The organism is Polymorphobacter megasporae (assembly GCF_018982885.2).
In the GTDB taxonomy this organism is placed as follows: Bacteria; Pseudomonadota; Alphaproteobacteria; order Sphingomonadales; family Sphingomonadaceae; genus Polymorphobacter_B; species Polymorphobacter_B megasporae.
Window position 1 is genome coordinate 3,155,341 of the sequence record NZ_CP081848.1, and the last position, 16,174, is coordinate 3,171,514.

At 64.5% G+C, this 16,174-nt stretch carries 14 protein-coding genes and 1 tRNA gene; 5 read left to right on the top strand and 10 right to left on the bottom strand.

All coding sequences use genetic code 11. The annotated features are described in order from the left end of the window. Nucleotides 1-9: 9 nt before the first annotated feature. Nucleotides 10-990: an HNH endonuclease gene (locus tag KTC28_RS14755; RefSeq protein WP_216707897.1), complete on the top strand. Its 981-nt coding sequence runs from the start codon at nt 10-12 to the stop codon at nt 988-990. A gap of 38 nt (nt 991-1,028) precedes the next feature. Here KTC28_RS14755 and KTC28_RS14760 read toward each other — a convergent pair whose 3' ends face one another. The 3 genes from KTC28_RS14760 to KTC28_RS14770 are packed head-to-tail and all read right to left on the bottom strand — an operon-like array spanning nt 1,029 to nt 1,919. Beyond that, nucleotides 1,029-1,295 (bottom strand): Txe/YoeB family addiction module toxin, encoded by a 267-nt coding sequence (locus tag KTC28_RS14760; protein ID WP_216707898.1) that lies wholly within the window; start codon nt 1,293-1,295, stop codon nt 1,029-1,031. After that, on the bottom strand, nt 1,292-1,546 hold the full coding sequence (locus KTC28_RS14765) for a type II toxin-antitoxin system Phd/YefM family antitoxin (protein WP_216707899.1): 255 nt from the start codon (nt 1,544-1,546) through the stop codon (nt 1,292-1,294). Before KTC28_RS14765 ends, KTC28_RS14760 begins: the two co-directional genes overlap by 4 nt. 40 nt (nt 1,547-1,586) lie before the next feature. Continuing rightward, a complete protein-coding gene (locus tag KTC28_RS14770) occupies nt 1,587-1,919 on the bottom strand; it encodes a helix-turn-helix domain-containing protein (RefSeq protein WP_216707900.1) in 333 nt (110 codons plus the stop codon). Nucleotides 1,920-2,168: 249 nt separating this feature from the next. Between KTC28_RS14770 and KTC28_RS14775 the strand changes: the two genes are divergently transcribed. Together KTC28_RS14775 and KTC28_RS14780 are read left to right on the top strand one after the other, a co-directional pair. Continuing rightward, on the top strand, nt 2,169-3,332 hold the full coding sequence (locus KTC28_RS14775; RefSeq protein WP_216707901.1) for a hypothetical protein: 1,164 nt from the start codon (nt 2,169-2,171) through the stop codon (nt 3,330-3,332). Between the two features lie 348 nt (nt 3,333-3,680). Further along, a complete protein-coding gene (locus KTC28_RS14780; RefSeq protein ID WP_216707902.1) occupies nt 3,681-4,892 on the top strand; it encodes an autotransporter outer membrane beta-barrel domain-containing protein in 1,212 nt (403 codons plus the stop codon). 124 nt (nt 4,893-5,016) lie between these two features. Here KTC28_RS14780 and clpX read toward each other — a convergent pair whose 3' ends face one another. The 7 genes from clpX to KTC28_RS14815 form a co-directional block, all read right to left on the bottom strand. Then, a complete protein-coding gene (gene clpX / locus KTC28_RS14785) occupies nt 5,017-6,270 on the bottom strand; it encodes an ATP-dependent Clp protease ATP-binding subunit ClpX (RefSeq protein WP_216707903.1) in 1,254 nt (417 codons plus the stop codon). A gap of 114 nt (nt 6,271-6,384) precedes the next feature. Beyond that, a complete protein-coding gene (clpP, locus tag KTC28_RS14790; RefSeq protein ID WP_216707904.1) occupies nt 6,385-7,026 on the bottom strand; it encodes an ATP-dependent Clp endopeptidase proteolytic subunit ClpP in 642 nt (213 codons plus the stop codon). Nucleotides 7,027-7,205: 179 nt separating this feature from the next. Further along, nucleotides 7,206-8,888 (bottom strand): trigger factor, encoded by a 1,683-nt coding sequence (gene tig, locus KTC28_RS14795; RefSeq protein WP_216707905.1) that lies wholly within the window; start codon nt 8,886-8,888, stop codon nt 7,206-7,208. 28 nt (nt 8,889-8,916) lie between these two features. Next, a tRNA-Leu gene (locus KTC28_RS14800) sits at nt 8,917-9,001 on the bottom strand. Between the two features lie 43 nt (nt 9,002-9,044). Next, nucleotides 9,045-9,164: a DUF2474 domain-containing protein gene (locus KTC28_RS14805; protein ID WP_216707906.1), complete on the bottom strand. Its 120-nt coding sequence runs from the start codon at nt 9,162-9,164 to the stop codon at nt 9,045-9,047. Continuing rightward, a complete protein-coding gene (gene cydB / locus KTC28_RS14810) occupies nt 9,161-10,165 on the bottom strand; it encodes a cytochrome d ubiquinol oxidase subunit II (protein WP_216707907.1) in 1,005 nt (334 codons plus the stop codon). The genes KTC28_RS14805 and cydB overlap by 4 nt, the downstream gene beginning before the upstream one ends. Nucleotides 10,166-10,169: 4 nt before the next feature. Further along, complete coding sequence (locus KTC28_RS14815; RefSeq protein ID WP_216707908.1) at nt 10,170-11,603, bottom strand: cytochrome ubiquinol oxidase subunit I; 1,434 nt, start codon at nt 11,601-11,603, stop codon at nt 10,170-10,172. Nucleotides 11,604-11,817: 214 nt separating this feature from the next. Here KTC28_RS14815 and KTC28_RS14820 point away from each other — a divergent pair, with 214 nt between their 5' ends. Together KTC28_RS14820 and KTC28_RS14825 are read left to right on the top strand one after the other, a co-directional pair. Beyond that, on the top strand, nt 11,818-12,627 hold the full coding sequence (locus KTC28_RS14820) for a transporter (RefSeq protein ID WP_216707909.1): 810 nt from the start codon (nt 11,818-11,820) through the stop codon (nt 12,625-12,627). A gap of 59 nt (nt 12,628-12,686) precedes the next feature. Further along, on the top strand, nt 12,687-16,127 hold the full coding sequence (locus KTC28_RS14825) for an indolepyruvate ferredoxin oxidoreductase family protein (protein WP_216707910.1): 3,441 nt from the start codon (nt 12,687-12,689) through the stop codon (nt 16,125-16,127). The last annotated feature ends 47 nt before the right edge of the window (nt 16,128-16,174 follow it).

Here is a 16,174-nt window from a genome sequence, read left to right on the forward strand (position 1 = left end):
AGGATTGCGGTGGCAATTTTCTACCAGCACATCGGTCGTCAACTTTGGGCTAGAGACGCTCCAAGAAGCATTGGTGCAGACGGAGAATTGCGCCGCTTTATGATGATCGGTTTGGAAAAGTATTTGCCTGAGATAGCAAATGCTGAGATTTCAAATCTGAAAATGCTCGAGAACGAAGTTGCCCCGACCGGATTCCAGATATGGGGACTGCCGAGCGGCGCCCAGACCGTCGTGTCTAGGATGACGAACGGCGATTTTCTTATGTTATTAGAAAGCGAAAAATTCGCTTACGTTGGGCAAGTTCTGCACAAGCTAAGTGTTCCATCGTGGACCTTATCAAATCACATCTGGAATGAACAAAGCTTTCCCATCATCGTATTTCTTCAGGGGCAGTTAATCAATTACGATTGGTCTGAATTCAAGGATAACTTTGGAATTAGTCCGAACTACAATCTCCGTGGCCGTACTGCATCCTTATCGCTTGCACGCATTACGGATTCGAAATTTGGCGACGAAGAGAGATTTATTGCCGATATTATGGCCAAATATTCTGTGTCGTTCCAGGGTGTTGAAGCGGATTTTAGGTTATTTGATGAAGTAGCAACGGGCCACTTCAGGACGGTTAAGGAGCGAACCGGTCAGTCCAAGTTTCGAAGCGATGTTCTAAGCAAGCAAGGCGCTAAATGCGCAGTCTGCGATTTTTGCGTGCCTGAAGGCCTTGACGCAGCACACGTCGCTCCGAAGAGCGCCTTGGGAAGCAACGACCCACGAAACGGGTTGGTGCTATGTGCGCTGCACCACCGACTTTTTGACCGGGGGCTATTTTACTTTGACCCTGAGACATTCGACGTTGTTGTAAACGGAGTTTGGTCTCTTACAGACTTAGGTATCGTGCACAATAGCATAAAACGACTGCGTCATATTGTGCACGAGAGCGCTCTCAGTTGGAATGCTGAACAGTATCGTAACGCTGGTGGATTTGTCTTTTAGACAGCTTTACCCGTAAAGACTTCTGTCTTTAGCCGTAATTAGTAATGATACCGACACGACAACACCTCTAGCGCCTGCCCCTCCCCCGCCCCACGCACCCGGTACACCAGCCGATGCTCCGTCGTGATCCGGCGCGACCACCAGCCGGTCAGGTTGCGCTTTAGCGGTTCAGGCTTGCCGGTACCGCGAAACGGATCGCGGCGGCATTCGGCGATCAGCGCGTTGATCCGGGCGAGGACTTTCCGATCCTCGTCGACCCACGTCAGGTATTCGGTCCAGGCGTCGGCGTCGAATGTAACCTTCACGGCTCGATGAGCTCGTGCTCCTCACCGAGCCCGGCATCGAGCCGGGCGATGCCGTCCATCAGCTGCTTCGCGTTCGCCGGCGACGATAGCAGGTAGAGCGTTTCCTCCATCGCCTCCCAGTCGCTCTGCGCTACCATGACGACGCTTTCCCCGCGCTGACGGGTGATCACCACCGGCGCGCGGTCGGCAACGACGCGGTCCATCACTGCCTTGAGGTTGGCGCGGGTCTCGGAGAAGCTGAGGGCGTACATGGATCGAGTTGTACCTTACATTGTACAAAAGACAACGCGATTAAGTTGCTCGCTTAGCCGCCCCTTCGCCACCCGCATCGGGATCGTCGAGCGCCCATACCTCCACCCCCAACGCCGCGGCCAACTTCCGCCGCGTTGCGGGCGAGCCATACCCGCCGCCCGCCTCGATTCGCCCGACCCAGACCTGACTAATCGCCGCCATTTCCGCCAGCGCCGCTTGGCTTAAGCCGCGATAACGGCGCCATGCGGCAAGCGGCGACAGGCCGTCGTCGAGCATCAGCGCGAGAACTTCGGCGGGCATCGTCTTCTCGCCGCCACTGACACGCGCCAGCGCGGCGGCTGCAGCGACAGCATCGTCGTCAGAGCTGATCATTCCGCCTCCCTTAACGCCGCTAGTATATCACACGCCCCGAACAGCAGCGGCACGCCATGCTTCGCCAGATTGGCGGCATCCTTTGCGGGGTCGAACTCGAAGTCCATTGTTGCCCCTCGGCATCCTACACCGACAAACCACCCCACCCCCGTAACAAACCCTGTCCTACACCCCGCCCCCGCGCGCATAGACTCGTCGATGACAAACCCAGCCCCCTCGCGCTCTACCTGGACCCGGACCTTCACCCCGGTGTTCACCCGCAACCGGCACGACGGGTGGACGAAGCAAAAGCAGGTCGGCTTCATCAACGCGCTCGCCGAAACCGGGTGCGTCACCGATGCGTGCCGCGCCGTCGGCATGTCGACCGAGAGCGCCTATGCGTTGCGGCGGCGCTACGACGCGATCGACTTTCGCATGTCGTGGGACCTCGCGCTCGACTATGCGGTGCATCGCCTCGCCGACGCGGCGCTCAGCCGGGCGATCCACGGCGTCGCGGTGCCGCATTACTACAAGGGCGAAGTCGTCGGCGAGCACCGGCGCTACAACGAAACCCTGACGATGTTCATCCTGCGCTACCGCGACCCGATGAACTACGCCAGGAGCCGCGACCGCCAGGACGTCAACGACATCCACCCGGAGGTGCGCTCCGAAAACCTCGCGGTCGGCATCGATTGTATCCTCGGCGACGAATCCCGGAAATATTGCGAGGCGAACCATCGCGCGGAACAGGAAGCGGCAGACAAGGCGGACGACCTCAAGATCCTCGAAGCACGCCGCGAAGCCGCATATCAGGCGTATCTTCGCGCCGAGGACGCGGCGAAGGCGGCGGCGACGGAGGCGGCGGCCATGGCGGCGGCGGCCACGGCAACCGCCGAGGCAGCCGCGGCCAGGACGGCGCGAGCAGCACCCGATCCGGCGGCGGATGAGCACTGTGCGGCGGCGCTTGCGGCGGGCGGCGTTGAGGATGCGCTCGCGCCCGAAGCATCCGAGGGTGCGGCCGAGGCGGCAGACATTGCGGGCGGTATTGCGGCGATCGCGATGGACTTGCCCTGTGCGCCCGATGACGGGGGCGCGATCGAGCGCTGGCAGCGGGACGACGCAGTGGAGGCGCAGAACGCTCGCGCGCCGGACACGAGCGGCACCGCGGCCGGCAAGGCGGCGGGCGCGGCGGGCGCTGCAGGCTCGCCGGGCGGTGCTACGGAATCCCGCGGGGACGCTGCGTTTCATCGCGACGTGGCGTCAGGTTCGTCAACTTCCGGCGATGCGTCGCCGCTGCCATCTTCGACGCCGTCGCTTACAGGGGGGCCCACGCCCGCGTCCGGCGGCAAGTGGGATACGGAGGCGATCATCGCCGCGGGTTATCGCATCGTCAGCGCGGCGCCGCCGAGGCAGGGGTACGGGCCGCCGTACTAGGCGGAGCGGATTCGTTGATCGTGGCCAATGTCGTTCCCGCGGCGTTCGTCGTAATTAAAGTCAACGATATGGATAATCAGGCAAAGTTCCGCTGTCCGCACATTTCGACCTGTAAATCATAAATCTGAAACAAATGATCGGATCTGAGACTCCGCGATGTACTAAAACTGCTACAGCGTGAGTCTGTACGCCATGATGTTATGCGTTCATGCTGCAGACATTAAATACGTCGGCGAAATGGCGGATGCAGCGGAGCAACACTCTGTCAAAACCGGATCGACCGGTGCGACCATCCTGCCCTGATGACGTTCTGCCGCCGGGGTTTAACCACTACCCGATGGAGCAGTTATGTCATCTCGCGTATCCAAGTTGCTTTCCGCCGCCGCACTGGCGGGTCTCGCCACCACTGCCAACGCGCAGCTCTCGCCCAACCAGGCGAACGTCGCCGCCGCGATCACCACGCCCGTCGGCACGCCGACCGCCGCGACCGTCGCCGTCCAGACGTCGCTCGCCGGCGTGCCCACCAGCGCCCTCCCCGCCGCGTATTCGCAGTTCACCCCCGGCAGCTATTCCCTGCTCGGCGACCTGTCGATGCAGACCGCCGACTTCCAGGAAAGCGTCATCCGCCGTTACCTGCGCGACTTCCGCGCCGGCGGCACCGGCGTCCAGGGCGTTGCCGGCCAGGCTGCTCCCGGTGAGCGCAAGTACGGCTCGTTCCTCGTTGCCAACGGCCAGACCGGCCACTTCGACGCCAATGGCGATCGCAGCCGGACCGACTATGGCTCGCAGAACGTGATCGGCGGCATGGACCTTCGCTTCGGTGAGAAGTCGCTGATCGGCATCACCGGCGGTTACTCGAATGTCGACGCGCGTCTCGATCCGGGCAGCCGGAACAGCCGTATTGGCAACTGGTTCGGCGGTGGTTACGGCACGCTCGGCGTCGGCCCGCTGTATGTCGACCTGTTCGGCACCTACGGCGAAGGCAAGTACGACCTGCGTCGCTCGGTCAACTTCGGCGGCAACACCGTCACTCCGACCGACCTGAACTATTCGGCGAACACGCGTAGCCGGATCATCGTCGGCGGCGCGACCACCGGGCTGAGCTTCAACGAGTTCGGTTTCGAGTTCGAGCCCTTCGTCGGCGGCCGCTACACCAACGTGCGGATCAACGGCTTCACCGACGGCACCGACATCGGCGCGCTTTCGGTCGGCCGCGAGAAGTACGAATCGGTTCTCGGCACCGCCGGACTCCGCATCGGCGCGGCGATCCCGCTCGGTGACGGCGTCTCGCTGCGTCCGGAAGTTCGCGGCGAATACCGTCACGAGTTCGAGCACTACGGCTCGCGCGGCTTCGACGTCGGCTTCGGCGGCGGCACCGGCGGCCTGAGCACCGTCGCCTTCTCGCCGACGCCGCTGGCCCGCGACTATGCCAAGGCCGGTGCAGGCCTGACGCTGAGCAGCGCGCACAGCCCGTTCTCGATCGTGCTCGACTATGACGGCACGTTCGCCCGCGATCGCACGATCAACGGCCTGACCGGCGGCTTCCGCCTGACGTTCTAATGGCTAAGGGGGGAGGACGGCCACCCCGTCCTCCCCCCAAGCCGGCAAGACGTTGTAAAAATACGAAAAAGGGCGCCGGTCAGATCTGACCGGCGCCCTTATCGTTGGTGAAGAAGCCGGTCGCCTAGGCGCTCGCGACTTCCTTGGCGAAGACCCGAACCGGCTCCTTGGTGCCGCCGACGACGTCCTTGTCGACGACGACCTCGTCGACCCCGTCCATCCCGGGAAGCTCGAACATCGTGTCGAGCAGGATCGACTCCATGATCGACCGCAGCCCGCGCGCACCGGTGCGGCGCTCGATCGCACGCTTCGAGATCGCCGCGAGCGCATCGGTGGTGAACGACAGCTTGACCCCCTCCATCTCGAACAGCCGGGCATACTGCTTACTCAGCGCGTTCTTCGGCTCGGTCAGGATTTTGATCAGCGCGCCCTCGTCGAGATCCTCGAGCGTGGCGATGACCGGGAGACGCCCGATGAACTCGGGGATCAGGCCGAACTTGAGCAGATCCTCAGGCTCGCACTGGCGGAGCATCGCGCCGGTCCGGCGTTCATCTGGACCGGCGACATGCGCGCCAAAGCCGATCGACTTGCCTTGGAGCCGGTCGCCAATGATCCGCTCGAGGCCGTTGAAGGCGCCGCCACAGATGAACAGGATGTTGGTCGTGTCGACCTGGAGGAACTCCTGCTGCGGATGCTTGCGCCCGCCCTGCGGGGGAACGCTCGCGGTGGTGCCCTCCATGATCTTGAGCAGCGCCTGCTGGACGCCCTCGCCGCTGACGTCGCGGGTGATCGAGGGGTTGTCAGCCTTGCGGCTGATCTTGTCGATCTCGTCGATGTAGACGATCCCGCGCTGCGCCCGCTCGACGTTATAGTCCGACGCCTGGAGCAGCTTGAGAATGATATTCTCGACATCCTCGCCGACGTAACCGGCCTCGGTCAGCGTCGTCGCATCGGCCATCGTGAACGGCACGTCGAGGATGCGGGCAAGCGTCTGGGCAAGCAAGGTCTTGCCGCAGCCGGTCGGCCCGACGAGCAGGATGTTCGACTTAGCGAGCTCGACCTCGGCACCCTTGGCACCGTGGTTGAGCCGCTTGTAGTGGTTGTGGACCGCGACCGACAGTACCCGCTTGGCGTGGTTCTGGCCGATCACATAGTCGTCGAGCACCTTGCAGATCTCGCGCGGGGTCGGCACGCCGTCCTTGGTCTTCACCAAAGCGGTCTTGGTTTCCTCGCGGATGATGTCGTTACACAGCTCGACGCATTCGTCGCAGATGAACACCGTCGGTCCGGCAATGAGCTTGCGGACTTCGTGCTGGGACTTGCCGCAGAACGAGCAGTACAGCGTGTTCTTCGAGTCCCCGCCAGTCAATTTGGTCATGGGTATCCTTTCGCGCGAACGCGGTTCAGTCTAGCGGGTGTCGCTGCGGCGCGGCAACCCGTGATTATGCTTGCCGTCACGATAAAGTCACAAAGCGTCGGATATTTCGACGCCTCACGCAGCCTTCAGTGCCTCGCCTTCGAGCGGTGTCGGGCGCTTGTCGGTGACTTCGTCGATCAACCCAAAGACCTTCGCTTCCTCGGCCGACAGGAACTTGTCGCGCTCCATCGCCCGCTCGATGACGTCGAGGGTCTGGCCGGTGTGCTTGACGTATAGCTCGTTCATCGCATGCCGGACGCGGAGAATTTCCTTGGCCTGGATCTCGATGTCGGTCGCCTGGCCCTGCGCGCCGCCCGACGGCTGATGGATCATGATCCGCGAGTTTTTGAGCGCGACGCGCATCCCCGGCTCACCAGCGGCGAGGAGGAAACTGCCCATCGACGCGGCCTGGCCGATGCATACTGTCCCAACCTTGGGGCGGATATACTGCATCGTGTCATAGATCGCCATGCCGGCGGTGATCACGCCGCCCGGTGAGTTGATGTACATGTAGATGTCCTTCTTCGGGTTCTCTGACTCGAGGAAGAGCAGCTGCGCGACGATGAGCGAGGCCATGTGGTCCTCGACCTGCGCGGTGACAAAGATGATCCGCTCGCGCAGCAGACGCGAGAAGATGTCGAAGGACCGCTCGCCGCGGTTCGACTGTTCGATGACGATGGGGACGAGGCCCCCGATGATGTCGGCGTGGTCGGGCATGGTGGCTCCGTGGGGTTCGGGCGAGGATTGCGTGTTGCCAACATCGGCTCGAACGGCGCGGGCTTCAAGCCCCCTTGGGTCGCGGCACTTTCTGCACCCCGCCGCTCCGGGGCAACCGAGAGCGGAGAGAAGGAGGACCGCGCGTCACCCCGGCGCAGGCCGGGGTGACGACGAGGGAGTTACTCCGCCGCAGTCTTCTTCGCGCGCTTCGGCTTGGCGGCAGCAGCAGGCTCGGCGCCCGGCTCGACCGCAGCCTGCGGTTCGATCGCGGCGACGGGGTCGGTTTCGACCGGCTTGGCCTTCTTCGGCTTGGCCGCCTTGGCCGGCGCTTCGGCAGCGGCAGGGTCAGCTTCGGCGACGGCGGGCGCAGCTTCAGCCTCGGCAGTTACGGGCTCAGCCGCAGCGGGCTTGGCCTTCGCCTTCTTCGCCTTGGGAGCCGGAGCATGATCGTGCCCGGCGTGGTCGTGCCCATGGTCATGGCCAGCATGGTCATGCCCGTGGTCGTGACCGCAATCCGGCCCGTGGACGTGTGCGCCAGGGGTCTCGTCGTCGCTCTCGATCTCGGCCTGCAACGCCTCGCGCGACACGACGCGCTCGGTGACGTCGGCCTTGCCGATCAGGAAGTCGACGACCTTGTCCTCGTACAGCGGGGCGCGGAGCTGCGCCGCCGCCATCGCATTTTCCTGGAAATACTTCACCACCTGCGGCTGTTCGGCGCGGTCGTACTTCGTCGCCTCCTGCCCGATCAGCCGGTTCATCTCGGCCTGGGTGACGTTAACGCCGTTCCCCTGCCCGATCTCCGACAGCAGCAGCCCAAGGCGGACGCGGCGTTCGGCGATGCGGCGGTATTCAGCACGGTCGTCGGCCTTCTTGGCATCGTCGCCCGAATCTTCACCCTCGGCCTCGACCTGGCGCCAGATCTGGTCGAACTCGGCGTCGACCATCGACTGCGGGACGGCGAAATCGTGCGCCGACGCAAGCGTGTCGAGCAGCTTGCGCTTCATGTGGGTGCGGGTCATCGCGCCGAGCTCGGCGGTGACCTGGTCCTTGAGGATCTCGCGCAGGGCCTCGTAGCTGTCGATGCCGAAGCCCTTGGCGAAGGCATCGTCGAGCGCGACCGGGGCGGCGACTTCGACGCCGGTGACGGTGACCGCGAACTCGGCGTCGCGCCCGGTCAGATAGGCGACGTTATAATCGGTCGGGAAGGTCACCTTGACGGTGCGCGCTTCGCCGGTCTTGGCACCGATCAACTGGTCCTCGAAGCCGGGGATCAGCTGGCCCGAGCCGATCAGAATCTTCATTCCCTCGCCTTTGCCACCGTCGAACGGCTCGCCGTCGACGCTGCCGGCGAAGTCGACGACGACGGTGTCGCCGGTCGCGGCGGCATGGTCGGCGGGTGCGGGCTCAAACGACTTCTGCTGGTCAGCGAGCCGCTGGACGGCGGCGTCGAGTTCGGCGTCACCGGGTTCGACAACGAGCTTCTCGAGGGCGATGCCGTCGATCTTCGGCGCGTCGATCACCGGCAGGACTTCGACGGCGACGGTGAAGTCAACGTCCTGGCCCTCGGCCGGCGGCGCGGCAAGGTCGATCTGCGGCTGCATCGCGGGGCGCAGCGCGTGTTCGGCGATGAGCTGCTGCATCCCCTCGTTGACCGCTTCCTGTAGCGCGTCGGAGCGGAGCTGCGCGCCGTGCATCTTGCGAACGAGGTTGAGCGGAACCTTGCCGGGGCGGAAGCCGGGCATGCGGACCTGCGACGCGACCTTGCCGAGCTGCGCATCGACCTTGGCTTCGATGTCGGCGGCCGGGATCGAGACGCTGTATTCGCGCTTGAGGCCTTCGTTCAACGTCTCGGCAATACGCATTTTAAGTGTCCGTCTTTCAATAAGGCCGTGGTGCGGGCGAAGGGACTCGAACCCCCACATCTCACGATACTTGGACCTAAACCAAGCGCGTCTACCAATTCCGCCACGCCCGCGAGGGAAGCGCGGGCTTATACCAGTGACGCGGGTCGGTGCAAGTTAGCTGTGGAGCCACAGGCGGATCACCAGCCCGACGGCGGCGACCGTAGCGACTCCTGCCACCCACAAGCCGACGAACCACGCCAGCCGCTTTGCGGTCGAAGACTCGGGGGCGCTCAATGATAGCCCTCGTGCCCGACCTTGCCGCGGAACAGCCAATAGGCATAGCCGGTGTAAGCGAGGATGATCGGCACCATGATCGCGACCCCAACAAGCATGAAGATCTGGCTCGATGCCGGCGCCGCCGCCTGATAGATCGTGATCTGCCCGGGGACGAGATACGGGAACATGCTGATCGCCAGTCCGACATAGCTGAGCGCGAACAGCGCGAGCGTCAGCAGGAACGGCATCAGTTCGGCCTTGCGCCCGATCGCCCGGAAGAACAGCAGCCCGGTGATGCCGGCGAGAATCGGCACCGGCGCGGCGTAATAGATGCCCGGCGCGGTCAGCCACCGGTGGTAATATGCGGTCTTGAGGAACGGCGTCGCCGCGCTGACCGCGACGACCGCGACGATCGTGCCGATGCCCGCGAGCCATGCGAGCCGGTATGCCCGCGCCTGGAGGTTGCCCTCGGCACGCCAGATCAGCCAGCACGCGCCGAGGAGGGCATAGCCGGTGACGACCGCCGCGCCGGTCAGGCAGGTGAACGGGCTCAGCCAGTCCCACCAGCCGCCGCCGTAGCCGCGCCCGGTGACGACGATCCCTTGCAGGATCGAGCCGAGGATAACGCCCTGCGCGAAAGCGGCGGTGATCGATCCACCGAAGAACGCGACGTCCCACCGCCACGGGTGGGTCGTCCGTCCGCGAAACTCGAACGCCACACCGCGGAAGACCAATCCGAGCAGCATGAGGATGACGGGCACATAGACCGCGGGCATGATTACCGCGTAGGCGAGCGGGAACGCCGCGAGCAGTCCGCCGCCGCCGAGGATCAGCCACGTTTCGTTGCCGTCCCACACAGGCGCGATCGAATTCATCGCAGAATTGCGGTCGTTGCCCTTCGTCAGCGCGGGAAACAGGATGCCGATGCCGAGGTCGAAGCCGTCCATCGCGACATAGGCGAACACCGCGAAGGCGATGATACCTGCCCAGACGACGGTGAGATCGAAGCTGATGCCCATCTCCCTATTCCGCCGGGTTCATGATGGCATCGCCGTGCGTCTGGTGGACCGGGGTGAGACCCGCCGTCCGCGTCACCTGATCCTCGTCGGGCCCCTTTTCTCCCGGATGCGGCGAGTGGCCCATCAGCCGGAGGATGAACAATGTCCCGGCGCCGAAGACGAAGAAATAGACGACGATGAAGGCGATAAGCGACGCCGCCACCGCCGGGGCTTGGAGCGGCGAGACCGACTGGGCGGTGCGGAGGAGATGATAGACAGTAAACGGCTGGCGCCCGACCTCGGTTGTCATCCAGCCAGCGATGACCGCGACGAACCCGGTCGGCCCCATCAGCACCGCCGCACGGTGGAGCCACGGCCAGCCGTAAAGCTTACCGCTGGCGCGCGCGACGAGGCTCCACAGGCCAAGGCCGAACATGCCGACGCCGATCCCGACCATGACGCGGAAGGTCCAGAACAGGATGTACACCTGCGGCCAGTCGGCGCGCGAAAACTTGTCGAGCCCGTCGATCGGCGCATTCATGCTGCCCTTGAGAACGAGCGAGCCGAGCTTCGGAATCTCGATCGCGTGGCGCATCACCCCGGCCTTCTGGTCCGGAATACCGACGACGGTCAGCGGCGCACCGTTGGGGTGCGAGGTGAAATTGCCCTCCATCGCGGCGATCTTGGCGGGCTGGTAAGCGAGCGTGTTCGTCCCCTGCGTGTGCCCGGCGAGGATCTGGATCGGCGCGACGATCGCCGCCATCCACATCGCCATCGAGAACATCACGCGCGTCCCCTCGCTCGGCCCTTCCTTGTGGCTGCGCTCGCGAAGCAGGTGCCAGCCGCCGACCCCGCCGACGACGAACGCAGTTGTCAGATACGCGCCCAGTACGGTGTGGACGAGCCGGTACGGCATGCTCGGGTTGAAGATGATCGCCAACCAGTCGGCGGGAACGAACTGCCCCTGCGGGTTGATCGCGTAGCCCTGCGGCGTCTGCATCCACGAATTGACGACGATGATCCAGAACGCCGAGATGAACGTCCCCGCCGCCACCGCGAAGGTCGCGGTGAAGTGGAGTTTCTTGCCGACACGCTCGAGCCCGAACAGCATTACGCCGAGGAAGCCGGCTTCGAGGAAGAACGCGGTGAGAACCTCGTACGCCATCAGCGGGCCGACGACGGGCCCGGCCTTGTCGGAGAACACCGCCCAGTTGGTGCCGAACTGGTACGCCATGACGATCCCCGAGACGACACCCATGCCGAACGCGATCGCGAAGATCTTCAACCAGTATTTGAACAGGACAAGGTAGGTATCGTTGCCCGTCTTCAGCCATAGCGCTTCGAGGACAAGGAGAAAGCTGGCCAGCCCGATCGAGAACGCCGGGAAGATGAAGTGGAACGAGATGGTGAAGCCGAACTGCGCACGGGCAAGATCGACGGCGGAGGCATGGTCAAACATCGGTCCGGTCCTTCCCGGCGCATATAATAATGCGCCGTCAGTGATGCCGCGCGCGGATCGTCGCACGCAACCGTACCGAAGCCTCGCCGGCAGGAACGGCTATCCCGGCGCGAGACCCGCTGGACACGACGCCGCTCCCCTAGGAAACAGTCTATCGAAAGATGCCCGCCCCACGCCGATGCGTTATGACCGACTACCGCACAAAGGAACAGCCATGATCGTACGCTCTGCTGTGTTTGCCGCCATGCTTGGGTTGGCGTCCGCGGCTGCTCCAGCCTCTGCCGCCGACCTGCGCGACCTGTGTCCCGATCGCCCCGGCCGCTTGACCCCGGCGTGCATCGTCGACGCCGGCCACCTCCAAGTCGAAACCGGCGCGCTCGACTTCACCCACGACGCGACCGAAAGCGACATTACCGACACGCTGACGATCGCATCGACGACGCTCCGCTACGGCGTCACCAGCCACCTTGAGGCGGTCGCCGAGTGGAGCCCGTACGTCAGTGTTCGCGACCGCATGCGCGGCGGCGGTGCGACGACCGACCGCGGCGTCGGCGACGTGCTGCTCGGTCTGAAGCAATCGCTGCTCAATCCGGACGGCAAGGGCGTATCGATCGCGCTCGCGCCGTTCGTCACAATCCCGACGGCAAAGTCGGCGATTGGTGCAGGATCGTCGACGCAGGGCCTTGTCGTCGCAGTTACGATCCCGTTGCCCGCCGATTTCTCGCTCGGCCTGTCGCCCGAAGTCGACCGCCTGCCCAACAGCGGCGACCGCGGCCACCATGCGAGCTATACGATGATCGGCGGGATCAGTCGCGCCTTTGGGGCAGTCACCCCCGGTGTCGAGCTCGCCGCGACGCAGGACGACGACCCGACCGGGCGGACAACCAAGGCCACTGCAGACTTCTTCGCCGCATGGATCCCCAAGTCGATGCCGTCGGTTCAGTTCGACGTCGCTACCTACGTCGGGCTCAACCGCGATACCCCTGATGTCGAAGCGTATATTGGTGTCTCGAAACGCTTCTGACCCTTGAACATTTCGTGAAAGGTCAGTATCATTGACCTAATCGCTTGGGGAAGTAGATCATGGTAGCCGGCCTTCCGCCCGTTTCGCTGGACGACAAGTACCGTTTTACCGACGGGCGCGTCTTCATGTCCGGCACGCAGGCGCTTGTCCGCCTGCCGTTGGTCCAGCGCGCCCGCGACAAAGCCGCAGGGCTCAACACCGGCGGCTTCATTTCAGGCTACCGCGGTTCGCCGCTCGGCGGCTACGACCAGGAGTTGTGGCGCGCGAAAAAGCTTCTCGCCGCCGAGAACATCGTTTTCGTCCCCGGCATCAACGAAGAACTCGGCGCGACCGCTGTGTGGGGCACCCAGCACGTCGGGATGCGTCCCGGCGCGACGGTCGATGGCGTCTTCGGCATCTGGTACGGCAAGGGCCCCGGGCTCGACCGCGCGATGGACGTTATCAAGCACGCCAACGCCGCCGGGACGACCCCGCACGGCGGCGTGCTAGCGATCGTCGGCGACGACCACGGTGCCAAATCGAGCACCCTGCCCCACCAGTCCGACCACAACTTCCAGGCGGCGTTCGTCCCCTTCCTGTCGCCAGCCAGCGTCCACGAATTCGTCGAATACGGCCTGCTCGGCATCGCCATGTCGCGTTTTGCCGGAACGTGGGTCGGCTTCAAGGCGACCGCCGACACCGTCGAGACGTCTGCCACGATCGACCTTGCCATCGAGCAGCGCCAGATCATCCTGCCGCCGTTCGACTTCCCCGAGGACGGCATCCACATCCGCGGCGGCGACATCTGGCGCGAGGAGGACACCCGCCTCCAGCGCTACAAGGGCTTCGCCGCGATGGCCTTTGCCAAGGCGAATGGCATCGACCGCATCGTCTGGGAAACTCCCAACCCGCGCTTCGGCATCGTCACCACCGGCAAGGCGTTCGCCGACACGATGGAGGCGCTCTCCGAGCTCGGCATCGACGCGCGCATCGCCAGCCAGATCGGCCTGCGCGTCTACAAGGTCGGGATGCCGTGGCCATTGGAGCCTGACGGCATCCGCGCCTTCGCCGAGAGGCTCGAGGAAGTCCTCGTCATCGAGGAAAAGCGCGAGTTCATCGAGCATCAGCTCCGCTGGCAGCTGTATAACTGGCGCGAAGCCGTCCGCCCGCGCGTCGTCGGCAAGCACGACGAGAACGGCGACTGGCTGCTGTCGCCCGACAACGAGCTGACCCCGGGCACGATTGCGCACGTCGTCGCTGCGCGCATCCAGCGCTACTACGACACCGACGCGATCCGCGGACGGCTGGCGTTCTTCAACGACCAGGACCGCAAGGCCGCTGCCTACGAGACGCCGATCAAGCGCACCCCGTATTTCTGTTCGGGCTGCCCGCACAACACCTCGACCAAGGCCCCCGACGGCGCGCGGACGCTCGCCGGCATCGGCTGCCACATCATGGCGCTGTGGATGGACCGCGCCGAGACGTTCACCCAGATGGGCGGCGAGGGCGTGACGTGGGTCGGCGAGGCCCCGTTCACTACTGAAAAGCACGTCTTCGCCAACCTCGGCGACGGGACCTACTTCCACTCAGGGCTGCTCGCGATCCGCCAGTCGATCGCGGCGAAGGTCAACATCACCTACAAGATCCTGTTCAACGATGCGGTCGCGATGACCGGCGGCCAGACCCACGACGGCGAGCTCGACGTCCCCTCGATCGCCGCGCAGATGGTCGCCGAGCATGCGGTGAAGACCGTCGTCCTGACCGAGGACCTGTCGCGCTATCAAGGGGTTACGCTGCCGTCTTCAGTCCGCCTGTTGGACCGCAGCGCGCTGCCCGCGATCCAGGACGAGATGGCGGCGACCCCCGGGTGCACCGTCATCATCTTCGACCAGACCTGCGCCGCCGAGAAACGCCGCCGCCGCAAGCGCAAGCAGCTCGTCGATCCCGAGCAGCGCGTCTTCATTAATGCTGCGGTTTGCGAGGGCTGCGGCGACTGCTCCGTCCAGTCGAACTGCGTCTCGATCGAGCCGGTCGAGGCCGAATTCGGCCGCAAGCGCCGGATCAACCAGTCGAGCTGCAACAAGGACTATAGCTGCCTCAAGGGCTTCTGCCCGTCGTTCGTCACAGTCGAGGGCGCGACGATCAAGAAGGCGAAATCGACCGGCGACCTCGACCTGTCGGGCGTCCCCGAGCCAATCCTTCCCGCGCCGGGACACGGCTACAACATCATGGTCACCGGCATCGGCGGGACAGGCGTGCTGACAGTGTCGGCATTGCTCGGTACCGCCGGGCACCTCGAAGGCCTCGCCGCGACGACCGCCGACATGGCGGGAATGGCGCAGAAGGGTGGCGCGGTTTACTCGGCGGTCCGGCTCGCAGCGTCGAACGACGACCTGACCTCGCCCCGCATCATCGCCGGCGGCGCCGACCTCGTCCTTGCATGCGACGCCGTCGTCGCCGCCGACAAGGCGACGCAGACGCTGATGGTCCCGACCCGGACTGCCGTCGTCGCCAATGGCGATATCGCCCCGACGAGCGACTTCGTCCGCAACCGCGACATCGACTTTCGCTCGCATCTCGTTGAAAAAGCGATCCGCAAGGCAGCGAACCCGAACGCGACGAGCTTCATCGCCGCCGACACGATCGCTACTGCGTTGCTCGGCGATGCTATCGGCGCGAACATCCTGCTGATGGGCTATGCATGGCAGTCGGGGCTAATCCCGCTCAGCCTCGCGAGCATCGACGGCGCAATCGAATTGAACGGCGTCGCGATCCCGTTCAACAAGCGCGCCTTCGCGCTCGGCCGCCTGCTTGCGCATTCGCCGCAGACGGTGATCGCGATGGTCGAGGCCGCGCGCGGTCCGGTCGCCGCGCCGCCGTCGACCACCCTGCCCGAGCTGATCGAACGCCGCGTCGCTGACCTGACCGCGTATCAAGATGCTGCCTATGCAAGCAAGTTCAGTGACTTGGTCGCCCGCGTTACCACGCACGGCGACGATCGGCTGACCGAGGCAGTGGCGCGCTCGGCGTACAAGCTGCTCGCGTATAAGGACGAGTATGAGGTCGGGCGGCTGTACAGCGACGGGCGTTTCCGTGCCTCGTTTGCCGCGCAGTTCGAGGGTGGCAAGCCCGCGCGTGTCCAGCTGTCGCCGCCGATCTTTGCACGGACCGATCCCGCGACCGGCCGCCCGAAGAAGTACAGCTTTGGCCCTTGGATCTTTTCGGCGTTCGGCGTGCTCGCGAAGCTTAAAGGGCTACGCGGCACCGTATTCGACCCGTTCGGCTATAGCGAAGAACGCCGTCACGAACGCGCCGCGTTCGGCGACTATGCGGCGAAGGTCGATCGCCTGCTCGCCGGGTTGACCCCCGACAACCGCAGCCTCGCGATCGAGATCGCGGCTCTCCCCCTCGCGGTCCGCGGCTTCGGCCCGGTCAAGGCGGCGGCGGCGCTCAAGGTCGCGGGCGAGGAAGCGGCGCTTTGGGCGAAGTGGCCGGGCGAGGCGATCCGGGCGGCGGCTTGAGTCGAGGGAATAGTCAGGTTGGACCATCCCGAAATCTTCACTGTAAG